The organism is Paraburkholderia sp. BGA-UO-ETr-F21, from assembly GCF_059567925.1.
The window spans coordinates 25,442-50,932 of record NZ_JCAQOY010000036.1; the positions used below are offsets into that span (position 1 = coordinate 25,442).

General features: G+C 62.7%; 21 protein-coding genes. 7 read left to right on the plus strand and 14 right to left on the minus strand.

The features are described from left to right. Window positions 1-133: 133 nt before the first annotated feature. The 3 genes from AC57B1_RS21245 to glgX all read right to left on the minus strand — a co-directional run bounded on the left by AC57B1_RS21245 (window position 134) and on the right by glgX (window position 4,927). On the minus strand, window positions 134-2,158 hold the full coding sequence (locus tag AC57B1_RS21245) for an AI-2E family transporter (RefSeq protein WP_496418562.1): 2,025 nt from the start codon (window positions 2,156-2,158) through the stop codon (window positions 134-136). Window positions 2,159-2,383: 225 nt separating this feature from the next. Then, a complete protein-coding gene (locus tag AC57B1_RS21250) occupies window positions 2,384-2,563 on the minus strand; it encodes a DUF2934 domain-containing protein (RefSeq protein ID WP_496418563.1) in 180 nt (59 codons plus the stop codon). Between the two features lie 147 nt (window positions 2,564-2,710). Beyond that, a complete protein-coding gene (gene glgX, locus AC57B1_RS21255) occupies window positions 2,711-4,927 on the minus strand; it encodes a glycogen debranching protein GlgX (RefSeq protein WP_408345947.1) in 2,217 nt (738 codons plus the stop codon). A 213-nt stretch (window positions 4,928-5,140) separates the two neighbouring features. On the opposite strand from glgX, the gene AC57B1_RS21260 reads away from it, so the two are divergent. Then, a complete protein-coding gene (locus AC57B1_RS21260) occupies window positions 5,141-5,545 on the plus strand; it encodes a PRC-barrel domain-containing protein (protein WP_091809299.1) in 405 nt (134 codons plus the stop codon). A gap of 139 nt (window positions 5,546-5,684) precedes the next feature. Here the strand turns inward: AC57B1_RS21260 and AC57B1_RS21265 are convergent, their stop codons facing one another. The 7 genes from AC57B1_RS21265 to AC57B1_RS21295 all read right to left on the minus strand — a co-directional run bounded on the left by AC57B1_RS21265 (window position 5,685) and on the right by AC57B1_RS21295 (window position 14,361). Then, a complete protein-coding gene (locus AC57B1_RS21265) occupies window positions 5,685-7,934 on the minus strand; it encodes a xanthine dehydrogenase family protein molybdopterin-binding subunit (RefSeq protein WP_408345953.1) in 2,250 nt (749 codons plus the stop codon). Continuing rightward, window positions 7,931-8,935 carry an FAD binding domain-containing protein gene (locus tag AC57B1_RS21270; protein ID WP_496418564.1) on the minus strand — a complete coding sequence of 335 codons (1,005 nt, stop codon included), beginning with the start codon at window positions 8,933-8,935 and terminating at the stop codon, window positions 7,931-7,933. Before AC57B1_RS21270 ends, AC57B1_RS21265 begins: the two co-directional genes overlap by 4 nt. Then, entirely contained in the window at window positions 8,932-9,480 is a 549-nt protein-coding gene (locus tag AC57B1_RS21275; RefSeq protein ID WP_496418565.1) for a (2Fe-2S)-binding protein, read from the minus strand. Before AC57B1_RS21275 ends, AC57B1_RS21270 begins: the two co-directional genes overlap by 4 nt. A gap of 170 nt (window positions 9,481-9,650) precedes the next feature. Further along, window positions 9,651-10,517 (minus strand): SDR family oxidoreductase, encoded by an 867-nt coding sequence (locus tag AC57B1_RS21280; protein WP_408345962.1) that lies wholly within the window; start codon window positions 10,515-10,517, stop codon window positions 9,651-9,653. Window positions 10,518-10,729: 212 nt separating this feature from the next. Further along, entirely contained in the window at window positions 10,730-11,170 is a 441-nt protein-coding gene (locus AC57B1_RS21285; RefSeq protein ID WP_408346441.1) for a response regulator, read from the minus strand. Window positions 11,171-11,527: 357 nt separating this feature from the next. Further along, on the minus strand, window positions 11,528-13,204 hold the full coding sequence (locus AC57B1_RS21290; RefSeq protein ID WP_496418566.1) for an ATP-dependent DNA ligase: 1,677 nt from the start codon (window positions 13,202-13,204) through the stop codon (window positions 11,528-11,530). Further along, window positions 13,201-14,361 (minus strand): ligase-associated DNA damage response exonuclease, encoded by a 1,161-nt coding sequence (locus AC57B1_RS21295; RefSeq protein ID WP_496418567.1) that lies wholly within the window; start codon window positions 14,359-14,361, stop codon window positions 13,201-13,203. Before AC57B1_RS21295 ends, AC57B1_RS21290 begins: the two co-directional genes overlap by 4 nt. Before the next feature lie 195 nt (window positions 14,362-14,556). On the opposite strand from AC57B1_RS21295, the gene AC57B1_RS21300 reads away from it, so the two are divergent. Then, complete coding sequence (locus AC57B1_RS21300) at window positions 14,557-15,459, plus strand: YihY/virulence factor BrkB family protein (protein ID WP_408183946.1); 903 nt, start codon at window positions 14,557-14,559, stop codon at window positions 15,457-15,459. Here the strand turns inward: AC57B1_RS21300 and AC57B1_RS21305 are convergent. Beyond that, window positions 15,421-15,636 carry a hypothetical protein gene (locus AC57B1_RS21305; protein ID WP_496418568.1) on the minus strand — a complete coding sequence of 72 codons (216 nt, stop codon included), beginning with the start codon at window positions 15,634-15,636 and terminating at the stop codon, window positions 15,421-15,423. The two genes, AC57B1_RS21300 and AC57B1_RS21305, sit on opposite strands and share 39 nt — an antisense overlap. Before the next feature lie 173 nt (window positions 15,637-15,809). On the opposite strand from AC57B1_RS21305, the gene AC57B1_RS21310 reads away from it, so the two are divergent. The 4 genes from AC57B1_RS21310 (at window position 15,810) to AC57B1_RS21325 (ending at window position 21,501) form a co-directional block, all read left to right on the plus strand. Continuing rightward, window positions 15,810-16,613: an alpha/beta fold hydrolase gene (locus AC57B1_RS21310; protein ID WP_091808265.1), complete on the plus strand. Its 804-nt coding sequence runs from the start codon at window positions 15,810-15,812 to the stop codon at window positions 16,611-16,613. 4 nt (window positions 16,614-16,617) lie between these two features. Beyond that, the gene (locus tag AC57B1_RS21315; RefSeq protein WP_408345974.1) at window positions 16,618-18,948 is read left to right on the plus strand and encodes a PAS domain S-box protein; all 2,331 of its coding nucleotides are present in this window, start codon (window positions 16,618-16,620) and stop codon (window positions 18,946-18,948) included. A gap of 127 nt (window positions 18,949-19,075) precedes the next feature. Then, a complete protein-coding gene (zapE, locus tag AC57B1_RS21320; RefSeq protein ID WP_496418569.1) occupies window positions 19,076-20,182 on the plus strand; it encodes a cell division protein ZapE in 1,107 nt (368 codons plus the stop codon). Between the two features lie 233 nt (window positions 20,183-20,415). After that, the gene (locus tag AC57B1_RS21325; RefSeq protein WP_091808258.1) at window positions 20,416-21,501 is read left to right on the plus strand and encodes a hypothetical protein; all 1,086 of its coding nucleotides are present in this window, start codon (window positions 20,416-20,418) and stop codon (window positions 21,499-21,501) included. Between the two features lie 174 nt (window positions 21,502-21,675). Here the strand turns inward: AC57B1_RS21325 and tkt are convergent, their stop codons facing one another. The 3 genes from tkt to AC57B1_RS21340 form a co-directional block, all read right to left on the minus strand. Then, window positions 21,676-23,760 carry a transketolase gene (gene tkt / locus AC57B1_RS21330; protein ID WP_496418570.1) on the minus strand — a complete coding sequence of 695 codons (2,085 nt, stop codon included), beginning with the start codon at window positions 23,758-23,760 and terminating at the stop codon, window positions 21,676-21,678. A gap of 270 nt (window positions 23,761-24,030) precedes the next feature. Continuing rightward, window positions 24,031-24,576, minus strand: coding sequence for a cupin domain-containing protein (locus AC57B1_RS21335; RefSeq protein WP_496418571.1), 546 nt, complete (start codon window positions 24,574-24,576; stop codon window positions 24,031-24,033). A gap of 239 nt (window positions 24,577-24,815) precedes the next feature. Next, window positions 24,816-25,076 carry a hypothetical protein gene (locus AC57B1_RS21340; protein ID WP_496418572.1) on the minus strand — a complete coding sequence of 87 codons (261 nt, stop codon included), beginning with the start codon at window positions 25,074-25,076 and terminating at the stop codon, window positions 24,816-24,818. A gap of 156 nt (window positions 25,077-25,232) precedes the next feature. On the opposite strand from AC57B1_RS21340, the gene AC57B1_RS21345 reads away from it, so the two are divergent. After that, window positions 25,233-25,469: a hypothetical protein gene (locus AC57B1_RS21345; protein ID WP_496418573.1), complete on the plus strand. Its 237-nt coding sequence runs from the start codon at window positions 25,233-25,235 to the stop codon at window positions 25,467-25,469. The last annotated feature ends 22 nt before the right edge of the window (window positions 25,470-25,491 follow it).

Below are 25,491 nucleotides of genomic sequence, written 5' to 3' on the forward strand. Positions count from 1 at the left end.
GTTGTTGGCCGGATACGAATTGCCCGGACGCACTGCGGACGGGCGATTTTTTTCGCCCTACGCAACTGCAATCCTGGCGGACGATGGGGACGGTTAACTCAACGCAATGCTGCGCTGACCAATCGCCCCCGTACTAACCGTTGACCACCACAGGCAATGTTTCTTCGACATGGGACCGGTCCATCTCGACGCGCTTGCAAGCCGCCAAAACTTCCTGCAGTGAAGTGGCGTAACACTCCGCGCCCATCGCGGTTTGCAGATCCGCGCTCCACTTCTCCGTATCCTGCGGCGCCCACAGTCCGACGACAATCGACACGTTCGGCAGACGCGCACGAATGCGTCTGACCAGGTAGCGCAAATGTGACGGAATACCGTCGATCTGCAGATAGAGAATGCAGACAATGCCGACATCGTCCGCATCGAGACTATCGATCGATGCTCGCGACGCGGCATCGTGCGGCAGCGCCCGTGACGTGAACCCGTGCTTGGCCAGCAACTGCAACAGGATCGTCGTCGCCAACGGGTCGAGCGGGCCGCGTCCGGGAATGCACAGCACACGATTGCTGGCGGCTAGCGGCGGCTGGTTCGGCGTGCCGGCGTCTACATGCGCGGAAGAAGCGATGCGCTTGCTTGCAGCTTCAGCTTGTGCAGCGTCCGAATCCGAAGGCGCGATCGGCCCCGCCGCGCTCCAGTTTTCTTCCGCGACCGGCGTTGTCGCCGGCTCGCGATCCTCATAGCCGTCGAGGCCATCCACGAGATCGTTCGTGGTCGCCTCGATTCGCGCGAGCTGCGCGGCCGTCACGCTGCCGCGCACCACGTCGTTCGCCGCGAGCTGCAAACCTTTGATCGCGACCTCGTCGTAGTACGCCGACAATGAACGTTCGCGCAACAAGGCCTCGGCTTGCTCGATCGCCTCGTCGGGATCACCCGCGAGCGCTCGCTGGTAGAAGTTTTCGATGGGCGTCAGCGCCGGCTGGTCGCCGAGCAACACGTCGAGAAACTCCAGCCTGCGGACATGCCGGCCGAGCACGAGCAGACACAGCGTCAACGGTGTCGACAGAATCAGCCCTATCGGCCCCCAGATCCAGCTCCAGAAAATCGCGGCGACCACCACCGAAAACGGCGAAAGCCCCGTACTGCGTCCGTACAGCAGCGGTTCGACGACCTGCCCCACCAGCAATTCCACAGTGACGAACAGGGCCAGCGACCAGATCGCCATCGCCCAACCCGGACTGACGGCGGCGGCGAGCGCGGTGGCGAGCGTCGCTGAAATCCAGATGCCGACATAGGGCACGAGCCGCAGCAAGGCCGCGAGAATGCCCCACAGAATCGGACTTGGTACGCCGATCAGAAACAGCCCCGCGCCGATGACGACGCCGACTCCTGCATTCAGCCCGAGTTGCGAAACGAAATAACGGCTCAGCCGCCGCGCGGCTTCGTCCATTACCGTGGTGGTGCGGTGCAGATCGCGCGAGCCAAACAGGCGAATCGCACGGTCGCGCAGGTCATCGCGTTGCAGGAGGATCACCACCATCACGACGAACACGATAAACGCCGTTTCGAGCGGGCTGATGGCCGGCGACAGCACGCGCCGCGCGAGTTCGAACGGTGTCGGCACCGGTTCGCGCACCTCGACCGGGACGGCGGCGGGAACATTGGCAGTCGATTGCGCAGCGCCGGTGGAGGCGGCATTGCGCTGCGGCGCCGGTTGCGGCGGTTCGATCGTCGCGCGCTGCAGAGCCTGACCCGCCGCACTGGCAAAACGGTTCAGCTTGCCGATGGTCAGGTTGTGCGCAGTTTCCATCTTGTGTTCGACAGTCGCCTGATAGCGCGGCATGCCGGCTGCGAGATCGGTGAGTTGGGTGGCGATCACCGCGCCGAGCAAACCGATCACCGACACTGAAATCACCACCGCGGCGAATACGGACGCCACGTGGCCGAGCCGCAATCGCGTCAGCGCGTCGGCCAGCGGAGCAACGAGGAAGCTGAGCAGGATAGCGAGCGTGATCGGAATCAGTACCGCACTCGCAAAGTACAGGCACGCGACCACCGTCACGCCCACGGCAAGCGCAATCAGGCTGTCAAGCCCGAAGGCAGCGGGTGGCGCCTGAATGCGGGCGGCAGGCCTCACGCCACGCGGGTCGGGAATGTCCTTCATTTGCGAATGCTCTGTTCGGCTCCGTTGGGTTCCCGTTCTCGTCAGGCGTGGCAGGTCATACACGTGTCATACAGGTTGCGCACGCCGACGGCATCGCGGCAGCGGGCCGCGCGGGCGTCGACGATGCAACTCGAAGCTGTACAGCTGTACTTCACTTTTCGGCCAACCGTCTGGCCACCTTTTCTTCAATGCTGCGCGCGCTCGATATCTGCCCGAACAGCGCATCTATTTCGCAGCCTTCTCACCCACGGGACCACTTTCCGTCGGCGGCGCCTCTTTTTCTATTTCAGCGCGTGCCTGCTCCCAATACTCGTCAGGCGTGCCCTTCTGATCACCTGACTGTTCCCACAGGTAATAAGCGCGCGTGCGAATCTGTTCCTCTTGAGAGGTTTGTTCCTGTTCCATTTGATCACCCTCAGTTAGACCTGACGAATGCCGGTATCGGCTGACTTGCGCGCCCGCCGCTAAAGGCAGCGGGCGCGCAGTCATCGGGAAACGAGCAAGCGCTATACCCGCCGTCGCCAGCCCGTTGGCGGTCTTCGTGACGGTTCGTCAATCCTGTGCAGGGGGTTCGGTTTCGTCGGTGGTGAGTTGTTCTTCCAGGCGATCGAATACACGCTGTGTGGCGCGGCTCGGCGCTTCGAGCGCAAGCAGCAGCAGCGAGCGGCCGGTCACCTGATACGCGTCGCCGGCGGCGAAGTGAGGCAATTCAGCACGCACCGGCATGTTGGTGTCGAGCAGGCAAGTCCACCGATCGCCCTCGGGAATGTCCGGCAGCGTGAAATTGACGACATCGTGATGCGCGTTCAGCACCAGTAGCAAAGTCGCGTCCGACGCCGGCCGGCGAATCCCGCTCGCCTGCGCGCGGCCATCGATTACAAGGCCAAAACAGCGCATGGACGGATCGTCCCACTGCTCCTGCGAAAGATCGGTGCCGTCGGGCGAAAGCCAGCGCGCGTCCGTGACCTCCAGCGCCTCGTTGTACTCGCCGGTGAGAAAGCGGCCGCGCCGCAAAACCGGCAGACGATGCCGCAGCGTGGTCAGATTCTTGACGAACTCCGTCAGCGCGCGGCCGTCGTCGTCGATCGCTTCCCAATCCACCCAGCTGATCTCGTTGTCCTGGCAGTAGGCGTTATTGTTGCCCTTCTGCGTGCGGCCGAATTCATCGCCGGCAAGAATCATCGGCGTGCCTTGCGAGAGCAGCAGCGTAGCCAGCAGGTTGCGTTTCTGGCGCTCGCGTTGCTGACGAATCTCCGCGTCGTCGGTCGGCCCTTCCACGCCCATGTTCCAGGACTTGTTATCCGAGTGGCCGTCCTTGTTGTCCTCGCCGTTGGCCTCGTTGTGTTTGTCGTTGTATGAGACGAGATCGTTGAGCGTGAAGCCGTCGTGCGCGGCAATGAAGTTTACGCTCGCCCAGGGGCGTCGGCCGCGATGGTTGAACTTGTCGCCCGAACCGGTGAGACGCGTGGCGAGATCGGCGACCTTGCCTTCGTCGCCTTTCCAGTATTCGCGCACGGTGTCACGAAAGCGGTCGTTCCACTCGGCCCAGCCGGGCGGAAAGCCGCCGACCTGATAGCCGCCAGGGCCGCAATCCCACGGCTCGGCCACGAGTCGCACGCTCGATAGCACCGGGTCCTGCCGGCAACTGTCGAGGAAACCGCCGCCCTCGTCGAAGCCGTGCAGTTCGCGGCCGAGAATCGTGGCGAGGTCAAAACGGAAACCGTCCACCTTCATTTCCGTCACCCAGTAGCGCAGGCTGTCGGTCACCATTTGCAGCACGCGCGGATGCGACAGGTTCAGCGTGTTGCCGGTGCCGGTGTCGTTGATGTAATAGCGCGGCTCATCGGGCATCAACCGATAGTACGACGCGTTGTCGATTCCCTTGAAAGAGATCGTCGGCCCACGCTCGTTGCCTTCGGCCGTGTGGTTGTACACCACGTCGAGAATGACTTCGAGATTGTTGTTGTGAAAGCGGTCCACCATTTCCTTGAACTCGCCCACCGAATCGATCGACGACGCAAAGAAGCGCGGATCGGCCGCGAAGAAGCCGATGGTGTTGTAGCCCCAGTAGTTGGTCAGGCCCTTGTCGAGCAGATAACTGTCGTTGACAAAAGTCTGCACCGGCATCAATTCGACCGATGTCACGCCGAGACTCCGGATGTAGTCCAGCACGACCTGTTGGCCGAGTCCGGCGAATGTGCCGCGCAGATTTTCGGGTACTTCGGGATGCCGTTTGGTAAATCCGCGCACATGGGCTTCGTAAAAAATCACGCGTTCCCACGGCAACGCATTGCGCTCGGGATGACTCCACGAGAAGTTGGCGTCGACCACCTTGCACTTCGGCACGAAGGGCGCGCTGTCGCGCTCATCGAAAGAGAGATCGCCTTCTTCGGAATCCAGCGTATAGCCGAAGATTTCCGGCGCCCATTTCAGCTCGCCAATGTGTGCTTTCGCATACGGATCAAGCAGAAGTTTGTTCGGATTGAAACGATGTCCCTTCTCGGGTTCATAAGGACCATGCACGCGATAGCCATAGACGGCGCCCGGTTTGAGATTCGGCACGAACACATGCCAGACCTCGTCGGTGTATTCCGGCAATTCGATGCGTTCGATTTCGTTTTCGCCGGTTTCATCGAACAGACAAAGTTCGACCTTGGTGGCGTGCGCCGAGAACAGCGCAAAGTTGACGCCGCTTCCGTTCCATGTCGCGCCGAGCGGAAAAGGCGTGCCTTCCGCGATACGCGTCGAGTAGTTGGCTTGGGATGACATAGGGGTTCCTGTGGAAGCAAGAGGCGCTGACGCGCGTGTTTTAAGCAGTGAACAGCAAGCCCAATGAAATAGCAAATTACGGACCTGACATGATCGGAACGGCAGCGAGCCTGTGCGGCACAAATTTTGCAGCTATCAGGGCAAGCTCGCTCAACCGAAGCCGACATGGCGCGTACCGCAAAGCGCCAGATCCATATCAGGGAGAAGTTCGTCATGAAGAAAACACTACTCAAACCGCTCGCCGCCACAGCATTGCTGCTCGCCACATTCGCGTCGTATGGCAACGCTTACGCTCAAGGCGCGCCGCAAGCGATCACGGAAAAGCGCACGGACGTGGTCCAGCTTGCCAGCGGCTATCGTGCCTCCAAGCTAAGCGGCGCCGATGTCTATAACAAGAACAAGGACACGATCGGCACCCTGGACGACCTGATCGTGTCGCCGAGCGGAGATCGCGGCACATACGCAATCCTGTCGGTAGGCGGCTTTCTGGGCATGGGCAAACATCTCGTCGCCGTTCCGTTCAACGATTTGCAGATCAACAACCGTCGTGTAGTCCTGCCGGAAGCCACGAAAAAGTCGCTTGAAACGCTGCCTGAATTCAAGTACGCGCCGGATTGAGGCTTCAGGCATTTGCCAAAGCGTCGCGGCTATTGACGAGTCGGCGCGCCCGGCGGGGGACGGTGAAGGTTGCCGCCCCTCGCCGGAGCCCACGCGAAGGCGCGAGCCGGCTGGAGAAAACTTCTGCGCCTCGCGTGCATTAACCTAACAGCTTATCCAGCGTTATCGGCAGCGCCCTCACCCGCTTGCCGGTTGCGTGCCAGACCGCATTGCTCACCGCGGCGGCCACACCCACGACGCCGATTTCTCCCACGCCTTTCGCCCCCAACGGATTGACGATATCGTCGTGTTCTTCAACGAACAACACGTCAATGTCGTGGATGTCGGCATTGACCGGCACATGGTATTCGGAGAAGTTGTGATTCATTTGCCGCCCGAGAGTATGGTCGAACTGACCATGCTCGTGCAGCGCCATGCTGATGCCCCACACCACGCCACCGGCAATCTGGTTGGCCGCCGTCTTCGGATTCATGATTCGCCCCGCGGCGATCGCGCTGACCACGCGCGACACTCGCACCGTGCCGAGCGTTTCGTCCACGCGCACTTCGGCAAATACGGCGGAATGCGTGCCCATCGAATACGCCTGTTGCTTTTCATGCGGTTGCACGCTGGCCTGCTCGTCGAGTTCGTCGATGCCCGCGCGACTGAAGAGCGCGTCGATAGTGATCGCCTCGTCTGCACCGCTTCCGCAAACGAGACGCTCACCCACGCGGCGGATGTCTTCGCGTGCAACGCTCGAGAAACGCGCGCCGCCATGTTGCCGCACGAGTTCGACGAGGCGGTTGTGCAGCCGCTTGCAGGCGACATCCACCGCGCTGCCCACTGACGATACCGTCCACGAGCCGCCTTCAATTGGCGCCTTCGGCAAGCGTGTGTCACCGAGTTCGAATTTGACGTCGTGAATCGAAACGCCGAGCGCATCCGCGGCGATCTGGCACATCACCGTATAGGTGCCGGTGCCGATATCCGCGGTCGAACTCGAGACTTTCACCTGGCCGTCGCACGTCATCACCGCGCGCGCGGACGCCTCGTTCTGCATGGCGTCCCACACCCCAGTCGCCATGCCCCAGCCGATCAGTTCATGACCTTCGCGCCGGGCTCGCGGCGCAAGCGGCCGTTTGTCCCAGCCGAAGCGCGCCGCGCCTTCGCGAAAGCACTCGCGCAATGCTTTACTGGAAAAAGGCAAGTTCTTGTTGGCGTCACGCTCGGCGTAATTGAGCAAACGCAGATCGAGTGGATCCATCTGCAAGGCTTCGGCCAGTTCGTCCATGGCCATTTCCAGTGGGAAAAGCCCTTGTGCCGCGCCTGGCGCACGCGTGTCCGCTGGCGTCGGCACATCGATTCGCGCCACCTTGTAGCCCATCGTGACGTTGTCGCACTGATACAGTTGCCCCGCCCAATTGACGACTACGTCGCAGTAGTCTTCGTATTGCGAGGTCTCCGACACCGCTTCGTGAATCACCGACTGCAATCTGCCGTCGGCGCCCGCACCGAGTGCGACACGCTGGATGGATTGGGGACGGTGGGCAAACGTGAACATCTGCTGCCGTGTCAACGTGAGCCGGACAGGCCGCTTCAGTTCGCGCGCGGCCATGACCGCGAGCGCAAGGTGATAGTGCGGCCTGAGGCCCGAGCCGAACGCACCGCCGACGAACGGCGCGATCACCTGCACCTCGTCGTCTTTCAGACCAAACACGTTGGTGAGATATGACTTGGTATTGCCGACGCCTTGAGTCTTTTCATACACGGTCAGGCGCCCTTGCGCGTCGGGCACCACGGTGCACCCATGCATTTCCATCGGATTGTGATATTCCGCGGGCGTGCTGTAGAAAGTATCCACGCGCGCGACGGCGCTCGCCAGCGCCGTGTCAGCGTCGCCGCGAGCCGGCGGCGGTGGTTCGAAGCCGCCTTTTTCAGTCGAGGGCGGCACAGCGCTCATCACTGCTTCGCTCAAGTCGGTTTGATGCGGCGTGGCTTCATAACGGACTTTCACGAGCGACGCCGCATAGCGCGCCAGTTCCAGCGACTCGGCAATGACCAGGGCGACAGGTTGTCCGCTGTACCAGACGCGATCGTCCCATAGCGGCCTGAACGGACTGCCGCCTGGCGCGACCATATCCTTGTACGCTTTGTCTTCGAGCGGCAATGCCGGGCGATTCTGATGAGTCAGCACCAGCAGCACGCCCGGCAACGCCAACGCGGCGGATGAATCGATCGACACAATACGGCCTGTCGCAATAGTGCTCGACACGACGAAACCATAAGTGAGACCTTCAGCCGTGAAATCAGCGGCATAGTGCGCCGCGCCGGTAACTTTCAGCTTCCCGTCCACGCGGTTGTGCGGCACGCCGGTCGCCCGTGTGGCCGGCAATGATTCGACGCGGTTCATGGTGCGGTCTCCTCAATCGAACGTTGCGTCGCCAATTCGAACGCGCGCGCGATGACGCGTGCCGCCAGTTCGATCTTGAAGGCGTTATCCCGATAGCCGTGGGCGCCGCGTAATAGCATGGCGGCGAAATCGCGCATGGTGGCGGCATCGAGGCGCTTGCCGCGCAAGCCATCTTCCGCAACGGTATCGCGCCACGGTTTGTGCGCCACGCCGCCGAGCGCGCAATGCGCGTTCACGATCGTGTCGCCGTCGAGTTCCACGCCCACTGCGGCCGACACCAACGCGAATGCATACGAGGCCCGGTCGCGCACTTTCACGTAAGCGTGATGGGTGACGAAGCCCTGCTTCGGCAACTCGATCGCCGTGATCAATTCGTCGTCGCGCAGATTCGAGTCGATGTTCGGCGTGTCGCCGGGAAGGCGATGAAAGTCTGCAAATGGCAGCGTACGCGTACCGTCCTTACCGGCGAGATGCACGCTGGCATCGAGCGCTGCAAGCGCGACACACATGTCCGACGGATGCACGGCGATGCACTGATCGCTTGCACCGAGAATGGCATGAATACGGTTCACGCCTTCCAGCGCCGGGCAGCCCGTTCCCGGTTCGCGTTTGTTGCAGGGTGTGCCGGCGTCGTAGAAATAATGGCAGCGCGTGCGTTGCAGCAGATTGCCGCCGACTGTCGCCACATTGCGGATCTGCGCGGACGCACCGGCCAGAATGGCTTTGGCCAGCAGCGGATAGCGCGCGGCCACCGCGCGGTCGTACGCAACCGCGCTATTGGTTACCAATGCTCCAATCTTGAGGCCACCTGATTCCGTCGTCTCGATCCGCCTGAGCGGCAAACGGTTGATATCGACCAGCACCGCAGGATGCGTCACGTCTTCGCGCAGCAAGTCGACCAGGTTCGTGCCGCCCGCAATGAACGCTGCCGTCGCATTGGAGCGATGCTGATCGATCGCCTGAGGCACCGCGCTCGCGCGGGTATAAGAGAAGCGGTTCATGAGTGCGCTCCCTCGTCGACGCGCTGCTCGTGCGGCAAATCAGCGGCGTCGAGAATCGCCGCCACGATATTCGTGTAAGCACCGCAGCGGCACAGGTTGCCGCTCATCAATTCGCGCACGTCGTCGGCACACTTCACGTGGCCCTCGTCGAGCATGGCGACGGCCGAGCAGATCTGCCCCGGCGTGCAGTAGCCGCATTGAAACGCATCGTGGTCGATGAACGCCTGCTGCATGACATGCAGCGTGTCGCCATCGGCGAGGCCTTCGATCGTCGTGATCGAGGCGCCGTCGCGCACGGCCGCGAGCGCAAGACAGGTATTGATCCGCTGGCCGTCGACGATTGCCGTGCAGGCGCCGCACTGGCCATGATCGCAGCCTTTTTTTGTGCCGCTCAGATGACAGTGTTCGCGCAGCAGATCGAGCAGCGTGGTCCATGCTTCCACTTCGAAATGCTGGGTTTTGCCGTTGATTTCGAACGTGACGGGCACGCGCTCGACTTCGCTCGGCGCGAGATCGAGCGCCGAGTCCGCGATTGGGGTATCCATGGGTTTCTCCTTCTCCTGACGATAGGTCGCTAAGCGATACAGCGGGGTTGCGCAAGCGACGTGCCACCGCGGCACGTCGGCCCGCGCTCGCGCCGCGTCGGCGTCGTGCTGGCGAACGAAGCTATCGTCGAACAAAGGAAACGCAGTGCTGCCGGATTAATTCAATCAACCTAAATGATCGGCGATCCGCCGGTGACCGCGATAGTTGCGCCGGAGATATAGCTGGCTTCATCGGAGGCGAGCATCACGTAGGCCGCCGCCAGTTCGGCGGGCTGACCGGGCCGCTTCATCGGCACCTGTTCGCCGAATTTCTCGACCTTCTCCGGCGGCATGGTGGAAGGAATCAGCGGTGTCCAGATCGGCCCAGGCGCCACGCAGTTGGCACGGATGCCCTTCTCCGCCAGCAATTGCGCAAGGCCACCCGTGAAGTTCTGAATCGCGCCCTTGGTCGTCGCATACGCGATCAAACCCGGATTAGGATGATCCGCGTTGATCGACGTAGTATTGATGATCGCGGCACCGGGTTTCATATGCTTGACCGCGGCCCGCGTGATCCTGAACATCGCGCCTATGTTGGTATCGAAGGTCTTGTCCCACTCTTCGTCGCTGATCGCATCGAGCGATGGATAGCTCATCTGGTAGGCGGCGTTATTGACAAGAATGTCCAGCCGGCCAAAAACCTCGATAGCCCGATCGACGATCGTATTGCAATGCGCCGGGTTCGTGATGTCGCCTGGCAGCAAGACGGCTTTGCGCCCCGCCTCCTCGACCCAGCGCGCGGTCTCGCGCGCGTCGTCGTCCTCGTTCAGATACGAAATGAGTACGTCGGCGCCTTCACGCGCGAATGCGATGGCAACGGCGCGGCCGATCCCGCTGTCGCCGCCGGTGACTATCGCCGCTTTGCCCGCGAGACGTCCCGAGCCTCGATAGGACCGCTCGCCGTGGTCGGGTTGCGGTTGCATCGGCGCGGTGAGGCCTGGCGTGTGGTTCTGTTGCTGGTTGGGGAAAGGTGGTGCAGGACGTTGCGTGTCGCTCATGACGGACCTCCGGTTGCGATGAGATTGCGCAATGTGTGAATACACACCGCATGGCAACGCAATCAGCAACCCGTGGACCCGTGTTCTATCGTGGGTTCGACAGCTTCGTGATGCTGGAAGGAGAATTCGATCTGCATCCCCCGCTCCTGTTTCAATCGTCCAGCAATAGCAGGATCGACGGCATGGGATTTATTTCAAAGCGCACGCAGCCTTTACGGTCGTCCGGCCTCATGCAGAGCGGCGGCCGATTCGAGCACGCGCAACAAACGCTCTGGCGTCAGCGGCTTGGCGCAATGTGCGTCGAAACCAGCCGCTTTGGCGCGGGCCCGGTCGTCACGCGAGGCAAACGCGGTACATGCCACCAGCAGCATATGGGAAGTCGAAGCATGGGCGCGCAGGCGGCGAGCCAGTTCAAGTCCGTCGAGCCCCGGCATCTTGATGTCGAGCACCACCGCGAATGGCTGCCATTCGCGCGCCATCTCGCAGACCGCAAGCGGGTCTTCGAGCGCGCGGCACTCGAAGCCGTCGGCGGTGAGCAACATCTGCAATGCCTCTGCCGCTTCACGGTAATCGTCCACCACGAGCACACGCCGGTGCGAAGCCATCGCGTACTGGATCGGCGTCCACACGACCACGTCGTCGTTTTCATCCATCTGGTCGTCGAACGTCACCCTCTTCTCCCTGGCATTCTTCCATGCGCTACTCGCAGGCACTTCGGAACACGCGCGCAAGATTCGCTCCCGACGCACGGACAAAATCCATCGTGCGCCCGACGAAGGCTTCGGTGTGCGTAGCGAGGCGCTCAGGCGGCCGCCGCATACGCTTTACTTCACCACCATAGCTCACGCCATAAATCACCGCTCATGGATTTAATACCAGGAGACAGCGCGAATTTCATGGTAGATGACGCCTGTGCGTCGATCAGACGCACGACGGCTGTGCGGGCCGCGCATGCCGCGTGCACGAGGCGGCGGCTACTTGCACGCTTTAGGGATTTCTACTCAGCGGGTTTATCCCGAGGGATCGTCGATGAAGCCTTTAAGCATGGCGAGCGTATCGGCGTCGTCGATATGTTTGTCGGTGCGCCAGCGCAGCATGCGCGGAAACCGCACTGCCACACCGGATTTATGACGCGGGCTCGCCTGAATGCCCTCGAAGCCAATTTCGAATACAAGCGTGGGCGTCACGCTGCGCACAGGACCGAATTTCTCGATCGTGGTCTTGCGCACAACCGCATCCACCTGGCGCATTTCTTCGTCAGTCAGTCCGGAATACGCCTTGGCGAACGGTACGAGCGTGCGTACACCGTCCGCTTCGTCCCATATCGCGAATGTGAAATCGGTGTAGAGACTGGCCCGGCGGCCATGTCCGCGCTGTGCGTAAACCAGCACGGCATCTACTGCATAAGGATCGATTTTCCATTTCCACCATGTGCCGGACGCCTTGGTCCGGCCCACTCCGTACATCGACTCGCGCTCCTTGACCATCAGACCTTCCACGCCACGCGCACGGCTCTCGTCACGCAACGCCGCGAGTTCATGCCAATCAGGCGCGCGTACGAGTGGCGACACGCGCAGCAGATCGCGCGCGAGCGTGCCTTCCACGGCGGTTGAGAGCGCATCCAGTTGGACTCGCCGCGCGGCAAGCGGCGTCATGCGCAAATCCCTGCCGTGCGCTTCGAGCAGATCGTAAGCAAGAAGCGTGGCGGGCGAATCGGCGAGGATTTTTTTCGTCAGCGTTTTGCGGGCAATACGGGGTTGCAAGCGCGCGAATGGCAATGGCGCGCTTGCGCCCGGTTCCCACGCGAGGATCTCCCCGTCGATCACGAAGCCGTCTGGCAAGGCCTCACCTAGCGCCGCGACTTCGGGGAACCGGTCCGTGATCAGATCTTCGCCGCGTGACCACAGCCAGACGCGTCCGCCGCGTTTGACGAGCTGCGCGCGAATCCCGTCCCATTTCCATTCGATCTGCCATTGCGAGGGATCGCCAAGCGTGGCCGGCTCAGCCTGCAACGGATGGGCCAGGAAGAACGGATACGGCAGCCCGAGATCGCTGTCATGCTGGGGCTCGCTGGCTTGTGCATCGTCACCCGTTGCTTCGGGTGCGATCAAACGCAGATAGCGCGCGGCGTCGGGCTTCTGTTGCGAGTCGGTCCAACCGACCATACGTTGCGCAATCCGCTTATGATCGACGCCCGCCACTTCCGCAAGCGCCCTCACCACCAGTTGCCGCGCCACGCCGACGCGAAACCCGCCGCCAATCAGTTTCGTCAGCAGAAAGCGGCCACCCCAATCGAGTTCGTCCCAATAGCTGAGCAAACGCGTGCGCAACTCTTCCGGCGCCGCCCCACGCAACGTCAGAATGCGCTGCTCGATCCATTGCGTGAGACCCAGTTCGGAGGTGCGCTGCGCGGGCGGCAGAATATGCGCGATGGTCTCCGCCAGATCGCCCACGGCGTGATACGACTCCTCGAATAACCATGCCGGCAGACCGGCGCGCTCGCGGGCGATCTCGCTCAGAAGACGCGTGGGCACCGATTGGCGCGGCTTACCGCCAGCGAGGAAATACGATGCCCACGCCGCATCTTCCGGCTCGGCCACGGCAAAGTAACTGGTAAGCGCCTCGAGTTTGTCGTGCGTCGAGGTGGTCGCGTCGAGCGCGGTAAAGAGGGCCGCGAAGCGTTTCATGCGCTACTCGCCGGGTTGACGGGATCAGCCAGCGTGGCGGCGTTATCGGCGGATTCGTCCTGCTCGCCCGACTGATCGAGTGGAAGTTTTATGTTGCCCGTAGCGGCTGTTTCATCCGCACCCGCGGCGTCAGCTTCGACCGTGTCGTCGCCGTATTGCGTTTCAAACGCGCCCGCTTCGAGGCCTTGTTCGCGCAACCAGCGCACCATCGGCTCGACGGACCCGTGGGTCACGATTACGCGTGCGGCGCCAGTCGCCTGAATAGCCGTTTGCAGGCTGGGCCAATCCGCGTGGTCCGACAGTACGAAACCGCGGTCGACACCACGCCTGCGGCGCGCGCCTCGCAACCGCATCCATCCCGAAGCGAACGCGTCGCTGTAGTCGCCGAAGCGCTTGAGCCACGCGCTGCCCTGCGCGGACGGCGGCGCAACGATCAACGCTTGCCGGAACACGGCCTTGTCCTTGACCGGTATCTCACTGACTAGACGCACCGGCGGCAAGCTGACCCCGGCTTGCCGATACGCGCGATTGAGCGGCTCGACCGCGCCGTGACAGAAGATCGGACCAATGCCCGCGTCGACGCTCGCCAGCACGCGCTGCGCCTTGCCGAACGAATAGCAGAACAGGACCGACGCGCGTCCTTCGGCAGCGTTGTGACGCCACCACGAATCGATGCCATCGAATACGGTTTGCGGCGCGTCCCATCGATAGATCGGCAGCCCGAAGGTCGACTCGGTAATGAAGGTGTCGCACCGTACCGGTTCAAAAGCGTCGCAGGTCGGGTCGGGGTCGAGCTTGTAGTCGCCCGATGCGACCCAAACGCGCCCTCGGTATTCGATCCGCACTTGCGCCGAGCCCAGCACGTGCCCGGCGGGATGCAGCGAGACGGTTGTGCCGTTGAGATCGAGACGCTCGCCATAAGCCAGGGTTTGCAGCGAAATGCCGGGCAAACGCGACATCAGCACGTTCGCCCCGGCTCGCGAAGCAAGATATTGGCGATGCCCGAAGCGCGCGTGATCGGAATGCGCATGCGTGATCACGGCGCGTTCGACAGGGCGCCACGGGTCGATATAAAAATCGCCGGGTGGACAGTACAGTCCCTCGGGCCGCGCAACCACCAGGTCGGCGCTGTCCGCGTGGTCAGAGGCTAGGTTCAAGTGGGATCCTGAAGCAGGTTAATGCAACGTCGCCACAGCCGCCAAGCAAACTGCATTCCCGGCGCACTTTGCCGGGCCGGCGCATCCGAACGACAGCGTTATCCAGTATGGCCGCATACTTGCTTAAGTGACAAGGCAAGCGCGTCGACAAAGTCTGCATGCCCGCAGAGTTCGCAACGCGCGCTGAGAGGTCCCATGCAAACCATCATCGACGATCACGCGTTGTATGTGGCAAAACATCCCGGTACTTTCCTGCTGCAAACCTTGAAAGCGTTTCGTGCAAACCAGGGTTTGCTGCTCGCCGGCGCAGTCGCGTATTACGCGTTGCTGTCGATCGTGCCATTGATGATCCTGATCGTGATCGCCCTGTCGCGCGTCGTGCCGCAACATGTTTTGCTGGCGGCGCTCGCGCATCTGTTGCAATGGCTGGTGCCGGGCCAGTCGAATGCGCTGGTGCGCGAACTGGCCAATTTTCTCGCGCATCGGGCGGTGATCGGCTGGGTGCTGCTGCTCACCATGATCTTCTTCAGCTCGCTCGCCTTCACCGTTCTGGAGAACGCCATGTCGCTGATTTTCGTTCACCGCGTGGTGGTACGGCGACGGCACTTCCTGCTCTCGGCCATGCTGCCGTATTGCTACATCCTGTTTCTCGGCGTGGGCTTGCTGATCGTCACCTTCGTGTCGAGCGGTCTCGAGGCGATCGGCGCCGAAGGCATCGATTTGTTCGGGTTGCACGTTTCATTGCAAGGACTCTCTCGCGTCGTGCTGTATCTGCTCGGCCTCGCGGGCGAGATTTTCGTGCTGACTTCGATCTATATGGTGATGCCTGTCGGACGCCCTTCGCTCAAACACGCGCTGTTCGGCGGCATAGTGGCCGCCGCGCTGTGGGAGATCACCCGGCATGTGCTGGTCTGGTATTTCGCCACGCTCTCGCAAGTCAGCGTGGTATATGGATCGCTGACCATGGCGATCGTGATCCTGTTCAGCCTGGAGTGGCTCGCAACACTATTGCTATTCGGCGCACAGGTGATTTCGCAATACGAACGATTCGGAACCGAGTCACCTGAGGCGCCGCAGCCGAAAATCGAGACCGGTTGACGGACACGCGAATGGAAAGCCTGCGGCGTGCGTCTGCCCGCCACTTTTTGTCGTGCCGATGCCGATGCCGATGCCGATGCCAATGCCAATGCCAATGCCAATTGCATCATACGGGATTGACCGCTCGCGGATCACATGCGCGCCGGAACCAAACGTTGGTCGCAGCGTCAGACGCAAGACCTCCCGCTCCGAGTCCCACATGCCGCCCACGCCTGACAACACCGATACACGGCTTCGCGGCAACACTCGGGCAACGCTCGGGCAAGACTCGGGTAACATTCTGCTGAATACCGGCTGAGGCGCGCCTGGCGTGATCGCCGCTTTCATCCGGCAGGCTTCGGGAACAGACCATGAGCATCACCCAGCGCAACAACATACAGATTTCCGGCCGCGGCACACGAACCATGGTGATGGCGCACGGCTTCGGGTGCGATCAGAGCATGTGGCGCTATCTCGCGCCGTCGTTTCATGACGAGTACCGGATCGTGCTGTTCGACCACGTCGGCAGTGGCTCGTCCGACCTCGCCGCGTACGACATCGACAAATACGACTCACTGCACGGATACGCGAGCGACCTGATCGAGATCATCCGCGAAGTCGCCGAGGCTCCGGTGGTGTTCGTCGGCCACTCCGTGAGCGCAATGATCGGCCTCATCGCGAGCCTGCAGGCGCCGCAACTCTTCCGCGCGCATATCATGGTCAGCCCGTCGCCCTGCTATGTGAACGACGGCGACTACGTGGGCGGCTTCTCTCGCGAAGATATCGAGGACCTGCTGCGCACGCTGGAGAGCAACTACCTCGGCTGGTCGAGTACCGTGGCGCCGGCCATCATGGGCGCGCCGGAGCAGCCGGAACTCGGCGTCGAACTGACCAACAGCTTCTGCCGCGCGGATCCCGAGATAGCGCGGCAATTCGCGCGCGTGACCTTTCTCTCCGACCATCGCGACATCCTGCCGCGCGCCGTCACGCCCACGCTGATTCTGCAATGTAGCGACGACATCATCGCGCCGCGCGAGGTCGGCGAATACATGCACCGCATGCTGCCCGGCAGTTCGCTGCAGCTGATCGAAAACATCGGCCATTGTCCGCACCTGAGTTCGCCTCAGGCGAGCGCGGCTGCCATGCGCGCCTTTCTCGGGCCGATGAGCCTGTAACGCGATGCAAAGCACGGACTACCCGCTGCCCTCCGGCGATGCGTTGTTCGAGCACGCCGCCTGCGGCCTGCTCGTCACCGACCACAATGGCCGCATCCTGCGCGTCAACGCGACCTTCTGCGGCTGGCTCGGCTACGAGGCCCACGAGCTTGCCGGCGCGCGACAGATCCAGGATCTGTTGAGCACGGGCGGCAAGGTGTTCTATCAGACGCATTGGGCGCCGCTCCTGCAAATGCAGGGTTCGGTGGCCGAGGTCAAGCTGAACATGATGCATCGCGACGGCCACATGCTGCCGATGCTGCTCAACGCGGTGCGCCGCCGTCATGGCGAGCTGACTTACCTCGAAGTGGCCGTGCTGATCGTCGCCGATCGCCATAAGTACGAGCAGGAGTTGCTGCTCGCACGGCGCAATGCCGAGGCCTCCGTGGCCGCGCATCAGCTCGCGCAAAAAGAGTTGCAGGAAAGCCGCGACGTGCTGAGTCTCGCCATGCGCGGCGCGCGCATGGGCGCGTGGTCGCACGAGCCGAAGTCCGGCAAGTTCTGGTGGAGCCGCGAACTGGAAGCGCTCGCGGGCTACGCCGAAGGACGTTTTGCCAACACGCCCGGCGGCTTTTTCGAACTGATTCATCCAGGCGATCTGCTCGCGCTGAACGAGGCGGTGGACCATGCGGTGGAAGCCGGCGACGATTACGTCGCCGAATTCCGCTTCCTGCATGCGAGCGGCGACTGGTGCTGGATGGAAGGGCGCGGGCGCGCCGCCTACGACCGGCACGGCGAGCCGCTGATGATCTACGGCCTCGGCATCGACATTACCGAACGCAAGGAAGCGCAGACCGTGTTGCTGCGCCAGGCCGCGATCTTCGAGCACCTGAGCGACGCGATCGTGATCACCGATCTGCGCGGCAATATCACCGACTTTAACGTGGGCGGCGAGCGCATGCTCGGTTATCGCATGCGCGAGATTCTCGGCAAGCCGGTCGCGCTCTTTCTGCCGCCGGAAGATGCCTTGAACATTCGCCGGGAAACGCTAGCGGCGCTGGCCGCCGAAGGCACGTGGCGCGGCGAGTTGCCCTTCGTGCGGCGCGACGGTTCGCGCGGCGTCTGCGAAACCGTGGTCAAGCCGCTCGCGAACGCGCGTGGCGACATCTACGGCGCGGTCAGCATCAATCGCGACATTACCGAGCGCCGGCGCGCGGAACATCAGCTCACGCGGCTGAATCTCGAACTCTCCAAAGCCGATCGCCGCAAGGATGAATTCCTCGCCACGCTCGCGCATGAACTGCGCAATCCGCTTGCGCCCATGCGCAACGTGCTTGAGATTTTGCGTTTGAAGGAGTTCGCCGATCCGCAATTGAACTGGTCGCGCGACGTTTTCGACCGGCAACTGCAACACATGACGCATCTGGTCGACGACCTGCTGGAAGTCTCGCGCATCACCCAAGGCAAGCTCGAGTTGCGCAAGCAACGGCTCGAACTGGCGCGCGCGATGCAATCGGCCATGGAAGCGGCGCGGCCGACCGTGCAGGCCTCATCCCATCATTTGAGCGTGACGCTGCCCCGCGAGCCGCTTTATCTGATCGCCGATCCCACCCGCCTCTCGCAGATGATCCTGAATCTGCTGAACAACGCGGCCAAGTACACGCCGCCTGGCGGCAGCATCTCGCTCGCGGCGGAGCGTGAAGGCGACGAAGCGGTGATCGTCGTGCGCGATTCCGGTATCGGCATTCCACGCGAGCATCTGGACAGCGTGTTCGAAATGTTCTCGCAACTCGCGCCGGCTTTGGACCGCTCGCAAGGCGGGCTCGGCATTGGACTCGCGCTGGTGCGCGGCCTCGCGGAACTGCATGGCGGCACGGTCGCGGCCTTCAGCGACGGCCCCGGCACCGGCAGCGAGTTCGTGATCCGGCTGCCGCTGACGAAAGCCGCCGCGCTGCCCGCCGACAGCGCGCCGCCCGAGGCGCCGCATACGGCCGGCCTGCGCGTGCTGGTCGTCGACGACAACGCGGACGCCGCCGAGAGCCTCGCAATGGTGCTCCAACTTGAAGGTCACGAAGTGCGCACCGCCGGCGACGGCATTGCCGGTCTCGAACTGATCGACGCCTTTGACCCGCAGGCGGTGATTCTGGATATCGGCTTGCCGCGACTGAACGGCTATGAAGTGGCGCGGCGGATTCGCCGCGATCATGAGGACGCCGGCATTCTGCTGATCGCCGTCACGGGTTGGGGGCAGCAGCAAGACAAGCAAACCGCCGTGGAGGCGGGCTTCGACCATCACTTCACCAAACCGGTCGATCCACGGGAATTGCAACGGGTACTGAGCCGGCAGCGGGTATGAGCGGTACGCGCGGCTTGTTAAACTGACGCGATTTCCGCCACCCGCCCCTTTATGCTCGCGCACCTCGCTCCGCCATTCGCCGCTGTACGCTTTTGCAGCCACTCGCTGCACACCGGCACGCTTGCCCATGTTTGACGAAGCTCAGGTCACGCGCACGCTGGCCGCGCACGGCATCGTGCCCGATACGAGCCAGCGTCAAGCGATCGCAGCGCTCGCCTCCCTGCTCGGCGCTAACGGCCGGGCCGCGAGATCATCTGGCGCCGCACCGAACCATCAAGGCGTGTACTGCTACGGATTGCCGGGGCGCGGCAAGAGTCTGGTGGTCGATACCGTGTTTGAACTGGCGAACGGCCGAAAGCGGCGTCTGCATTTCCACGAATTTCTGCGTGAGATGAACCGGCGGCTCGTGAACGAGCCACGCGGCGACGACCGGCTCGGCTCGGTCTCGCGACAATGGCTCGATGGTAGCGAGCTGCTGTGTTTCGACGAATTCCACGTGCACGATATCGCCGACGCGTTTCTGATGGGCCGCTTTCTCGATACCGCAATCGGCCTCGGCACCCGCATCGTACTCACCTCGAACTACGCGCCGGACGCCCTGCTCGCCGACCCGGAGTTTCACGAGCGTTTTCTGCCGACCATCGAGCAGATCAAACGCTGCTTCACCGTGATTCATTTCGACGGCGCGCGCGACTATCGTTTCGGTGGAGAAGAAGCGGACGTTCCGCGTTTCTTTGCACCGCTCGATCCCGCCACCCACGAAGCGCTGCGCCGCATTTTCGTGCACTACGAAGGCAGCGCGGCGTCGAGTCCGGTCACGTTGAGCGCGGCCGGCAGGCCGCTCGCCGCGCGCGCAGCGGGCGCGGCTTTGCTATGGGCAGACTTCGAGAATCTGTGCGTGGCGAACCGTTCGCATCTCGACTACCTGGAGCTTGCCGAGCAATGGCACGGTCTGATTCTCGACAATCTGCGCACCGAATCGCTGACTCACCCCCACACGCTGCAACGGCTGGTCTGGCTGGTCGATATCTTCTACGACCGCAAGCGCGCCCTGTTCATCGCATCCGATGAGCCGATCGTGGCGGCGCTCAACGGCCTGGAAGGGGCACATGATCTGTCACGCACGTTGAGCCGTCTTGCCGAAATGCAATCGCGCGCTTATCGCAGCACGCTGGACATTGCCGGCGAAAGGTCGGCGGACCTGACCGAGAACACAGTAGACGATTCCGTGTAATGCGCCCGTCAGGTGGTTTGAACCGTGCGTAATCAGGCACGGGCTTCTGCAAATATTGCAACGCAATAGCAATTCCTGCGCACCGCCGCTTTCGCTCTATCCGGGCGAATACACCGCTGATTCATAAGACGAAATGGCGATCGGCGGCCTTCCGCCGCCATACGGGAATAGGTCCTGCTACCGCCGTTGCGGGCCCATTCTTCAGCGGATAGTGTTCCGCCCTCCTCGCCGTTATGATCAGAACCGCTTCTGTCGCCGCGGCATTGTGCGCGGCCTGCCTCACTTCAGCCTGCGTACACATCGGACCGTCCCGCCTGAAAGCCGACCAGGTCGACTATGCGCGCGCCCTCGGCGACGCAAAGAAACGCGAGATTCTCGCCGCCGTGGTCGGTCTCCGCTACGGCGACGCACCCGCGTTCCTAACTGTCAGCAGCATCATCGCGGCCTATACGTTCGACGCGACGGGCGGCGCCACCGCCAACGTCGGCTCGGGCAGCCAGCCGAACTACGCGCTTGCTACGGGCAGCGTGTCCTACTCGAATCATCCGACCTTCACCTTCACGCCGACCACCGGCGAAGCATTTGCCTCCGCGTATATCCGGCCGCTCGCGCCGTCGCTGGTATTGCCGCTCGCCGAAGGCGGCATTCCGATCGATCTGCTGTTGCGCATCACCGCGCAGTCGGTGGGCGGCTTGCAGAACGGCAATGCGCTCGGCGGCGAGAACAGCGCGGGCGCGCCGGGGTTCTTCGAATTGCTGCAAGCGCTGCGGCGCCTGCAACTGGCGGGCGAGTTGAACGTCGAGTCACGCCAGGCGGACGGCAAGAACGGCGCGATGGGCGTATATCTGGTCATGGGCGCGACCACCAGCGGCGAGTCGCCGGCCACGGCGGCCGATCTGGCGCGCGTGCGCAAGCTGCTGCATCTGTCGTCGAATACACGCACGTATGAAATCGTCTACGGCCCCTCGTCGGCCTCGCAGAAGGGCGACAAGATTCCGATGGTGACGCGCTCCGTGCTCGGCATCCTGACCGATCTCGGCGCCCAGGTGCAGGTGCCCGTCGAACGCATCAGCGACGGCTCGACCAAACCGACCGTGGGGCTGATCGGCGGCGAGACGCGGCCGACCATCATCGTGCATTCGGGTAAGACGCCGCCTGACAACGCGTATGTGATGATCGCGTATGGCCCGTCCACGTATTGGGTCGATCGCAACGACTTCGATTCGAAATACGCCTTCACGGTGGTGCAAAATCTGATGGCGCTGGCGGAAGCCGACACGAGCAGCAAAGCGCCGGTGGTGACGATTCCGGCGAATTGATTCCGCGCCTGGTGTGCGGGTTCGTGTCGCGATTCATGTCGCGATTCATGTCGCGATTGGTGTCGCACTTGATGCCGCGGCGATGGCAGCGCGCGAAGCCAGGCTGCAAATGAAAAACCGGCGGGTGTGAGCTGGCTCACTCCGCCGGTGTCTGTCGCGCACGCCGCACGCGCGCTACTCCTGGCTGCGCTTGGACTTCACCCGCTCGATCTGCTGCTTCGCCGCTTCGTACACATGCTCCGGCGTGAAGCCGAACTTCTTCTTCAGCTCGGCAAGCGGCGCGGAAGCGCCGAACGTATGCATCACCACCTGCGCGCCGAGACGCCCCACATAGCGATCCCAGCCCAGCGAGGCCGCCTGTTCGACCGCCACGCGCGCGTCTACGTCCGGTGGCAACACCGAATCCTGATACGCCTCGTCCTGACGCTCGAAGATATCCCACGACGGCATCGACACGACACGCGCCGTGATGCCCTCGCTCTTGAGTTTCTCGTACACGTCGACGCAAACCGAGAGTTCGCTGCCGGTCGCCATCAGGATCACTTGCGGCTTCTGTCCGTCGGCGGCATCGGCCAGCACGTAGGCGCCCCTCTGCGTGCCGCTCGCAGCCGCATAGCGGCTGCGGTCCAGCGTGGGCAGCGGCTGACGCGACACGACGATGCACGAAGGCCGCCGCGGATCCGCAAGTGCTGCACGCCACGCCTCGGCCACTTCGTTGGCGTCGCCCGGACGCAGCACGGTCAGCCCCGGCACGCCGCGCAGCGACGCTAGCTGCTCGATCGGCTGATGCGTCGGACCATCTTCGCCCACGCCGATCGAATCGTGCGTGAACACGTAGATGGCCGGCACTTCCATGATCGCCGAGAGGCGGATTGGCGGCTTCATATAGTCGCTGAAAATCAGGAAGGTCGAACCGAACGGCCGCAGATTCGACAGCGCGAGGCCGTTCACCGCCGCGCCCATCGCGTGTTCGCGAATGCCGAAATGCAGGTTGCAGCCGCCGTAATTGTCGTGTTCGAAGCTGCCCGCGCCCTCGAACTTCAGATTGGTTTTGGTGGAAGGCGCGAGGTCGGCCGCGCCGCCGATCATCCATGGAACGCGCGCGGCAATCGCGTTGAGCACCTTGCCCGACGAATCGCGTGAAGCGATACCCTTCGGGTCCGCGTCGAACGTGGGAATGTCGCTGTCCCAACCTGCCGGCAATTCGTGCGCTTCGATCTGCGCGAATTCACGCGCCAGTTCCGGGTGCTTCTTGTTGTAAGCGTCGTACTTTGCCTGCCAGTCCTCGCGCGCCGCCTTGCCACGCGCGCCGAAGCCCGCAGTGAAGCGTTCGTGCACACCGTCCGGCACGTAGAAAAATTTATCCTCGGGCCAGCCGTACGCCTTTTTGGCGAGCGCCACTTCCTCGACGCCGAGCGGTTCGCCGTGCGCCGCCGAAGTGTCCTGCTTATGCGGCGCGCCCCAGCCGATCATGCTGTGCACCACGATCAGGGTCGGCCTGTCGGTGATGCTTTTCGCCTCGACGAACGCTGCATCGAGCGCGGCGGCGTCGTTCGCGTCGTTCACATGCAGCGTGTGCCAGTTGTAGCCGCGAAAGCGGCTCTCCACGTCGTCGCTATAGGCGAGGTCCGTATGGCCCTCGATCGTGACGCGGTTGCTGTCATAGATCCAGATCAGATTGGACAGCTTGAGATGTCCCGCGAGCGAAGCCGCCTCGTGCGAGATGCCTTCCATCATGTCGCCGTCGCCACACAGCGCGTAGACCCGATAGTCGAACAGCGGCGCATCCGGTTGGTTGAAGTGGCTCTCGTACCAGCGTGCCGCCATCGCCATGCCGACGCTGTTGCCGAGCCCTTGCCCGAGCGGGCCGGTGGTGGTCTCGACGCCGGTCGTCATCCGGTATTCCGGGTGGCCCGGCGTCTTGCTGCCCAATTGACGGAAATGCTCGATATCGTCGAGCGACACAGCGGGTCCGTTAGCAGGCTTGCCGTCGTCATCCACGGCCTTGACGTTCGCGAGGTGCAACAGCGAATACAGCAGCATCGATGCATGCCCGACCGAGAGCACGAAGCGATCGCGATTCGGCCACAGCGGCTCGTCCGGGTCGTAACGCAGATGGTTTTGCCACAGGTGATAGGCAACGGGTGCCAATGCCATGGGCGTGCCGGGGTGACCGGAATTGGCCTTTTGCACAGCGTCCATCGACAGCGTGCGAATCGTGTTGATACACAGCTGATCGAGGGCGGGATCGTTTTGCATGGGACACTCCTTGTTCGGCGTGAAAGAGACGACCGGGACGCACTGCTTGCGTCGGCGAACCCGGCGAACCGTGTTGATGTGGCAGAACGCATGAGGAACCGCTGCGAGACTCGACGATGATGCGCCAATGCGCGCAAACCTGCACGGAGCGTGACGTGCCGCATGTACAGGGTTGCTGTTGGAAGGAAGCAGCGGATTATCTTTCAGAGGGCTTGCGCTATAGAATCGTTCGGATCGTCGCGGCTACGAGTCAAAAAAGAAGCGACCGCCTCAGGCTGCATGCAGCCAATGCTCCACCAGCGGACCGTGTTTGCCGTCAATCGGATCCAGCGACGGAAAAGGCAACGCCTCCATGGCCGCCAGTTCGTCCGGCGTGAGCGCCTCGCGGCGGATATCCCATTGCTGGCCCTCGGGATAACCGGCCACCACCCGGAAGTGCCGCGCGAACGATTGCAGGCAATGGCCGGTGCCGGCCGGCAGCAGGATCGCGTCGCCGGCGGATAGCGTCACTACCGTGCCACCCGGTCCGCCTACGATCACCCGCGCGGACCCGTCCGTCACGCCCAGAATTTCGTGCGCGGAATCGTGGAAATGATGGTAGTCGAAGATGCCATCGCGCCATTGCGTCGGCCATGCGTTGCGTTCGAACAGGATTTCGAATGCGGCACCGAGGTCGCCGCTGTCCGGCATGAGCGCACGCCGGTAGATCACGACCGGCAGCTTGCGGTTATTCGGCACCCAATCATGCGGCTTCAGCATGAAGGCTTCGTACTCCGTTTGAGCCGCATCGAATCCATGCAGCGAATCGTTGTGCATGGCATGCTCCTCTGCGCCCCGATGCTCACGATATTGCCCGGAGTCGGGCGCGCGCGGTGGCCCCGGCGATCTTTTCAGGGCCGCATAAAGCGCGCCCGCCTGCGCGCGGGCGAGTCTTTGAGCCGCTTTGCGCGCGTGACCGTGTCGGTGAACGAATTTTTCAAACATATGAAGTGAATCCTCCCGTGGTGGGATTTGCATGTACGACACCACCGCGTGCCGAAGCAGCACGTGGCGCGTCAGTTCTTGCGCTGCGACTCGCGTCCGCCCCCTCCCGGCGGCTCGGCATGGGAGCCTGTGCCCAAGGGCACCTCGGCGGTTTGCGCGGGGCTGTCGCTGGAGCGCGGCGGATTGGTCTGCTTGTCCACGCCGGTCTGCTCGACGGGCTCGATGCCCAGCGGGCTGGGCTCGACATAGTGCGTGCCGCTCGGCTTGTTACGCTGTTTCACCGCCTCGGCGCTGTGTTCGGCGGAGCTCTCCTGGGGTTTGCTGTCCTGCATGACGCCCTCCTGTTAATGTCGGGTATGTCCTCATTGCAGCAACATCCGGTCCCTCTTGGCCGAGTGAGCGGAAAGCGCACTCGAACCACGGTGGGCACGCCGGTTGCGGCGTTTCAAGTGGAGGTCCGGACCACCATTTGTAAAAAGGAGATCCTCATGACGATGACGACCATTCGCCTGTCCGAAACGGAAGTGCAAGTCGAGCGAACCCTTTACACATTCGGCCAAAAGAATGACGCGGACGCATTCCAGCGCTGCCTTGCCGATACTTCGATCGATAGTTGCTATCGCACCCATCCGCCGTTATCCGCCCGACCGACGGTGCCCGACGAATCTCCCGACGACTCCGGTCGGGGCAGCACGATTTCTCCGTCACTCGGCGGCATGCCCTGAGCCGTTGCGGCCTGCAGACGGC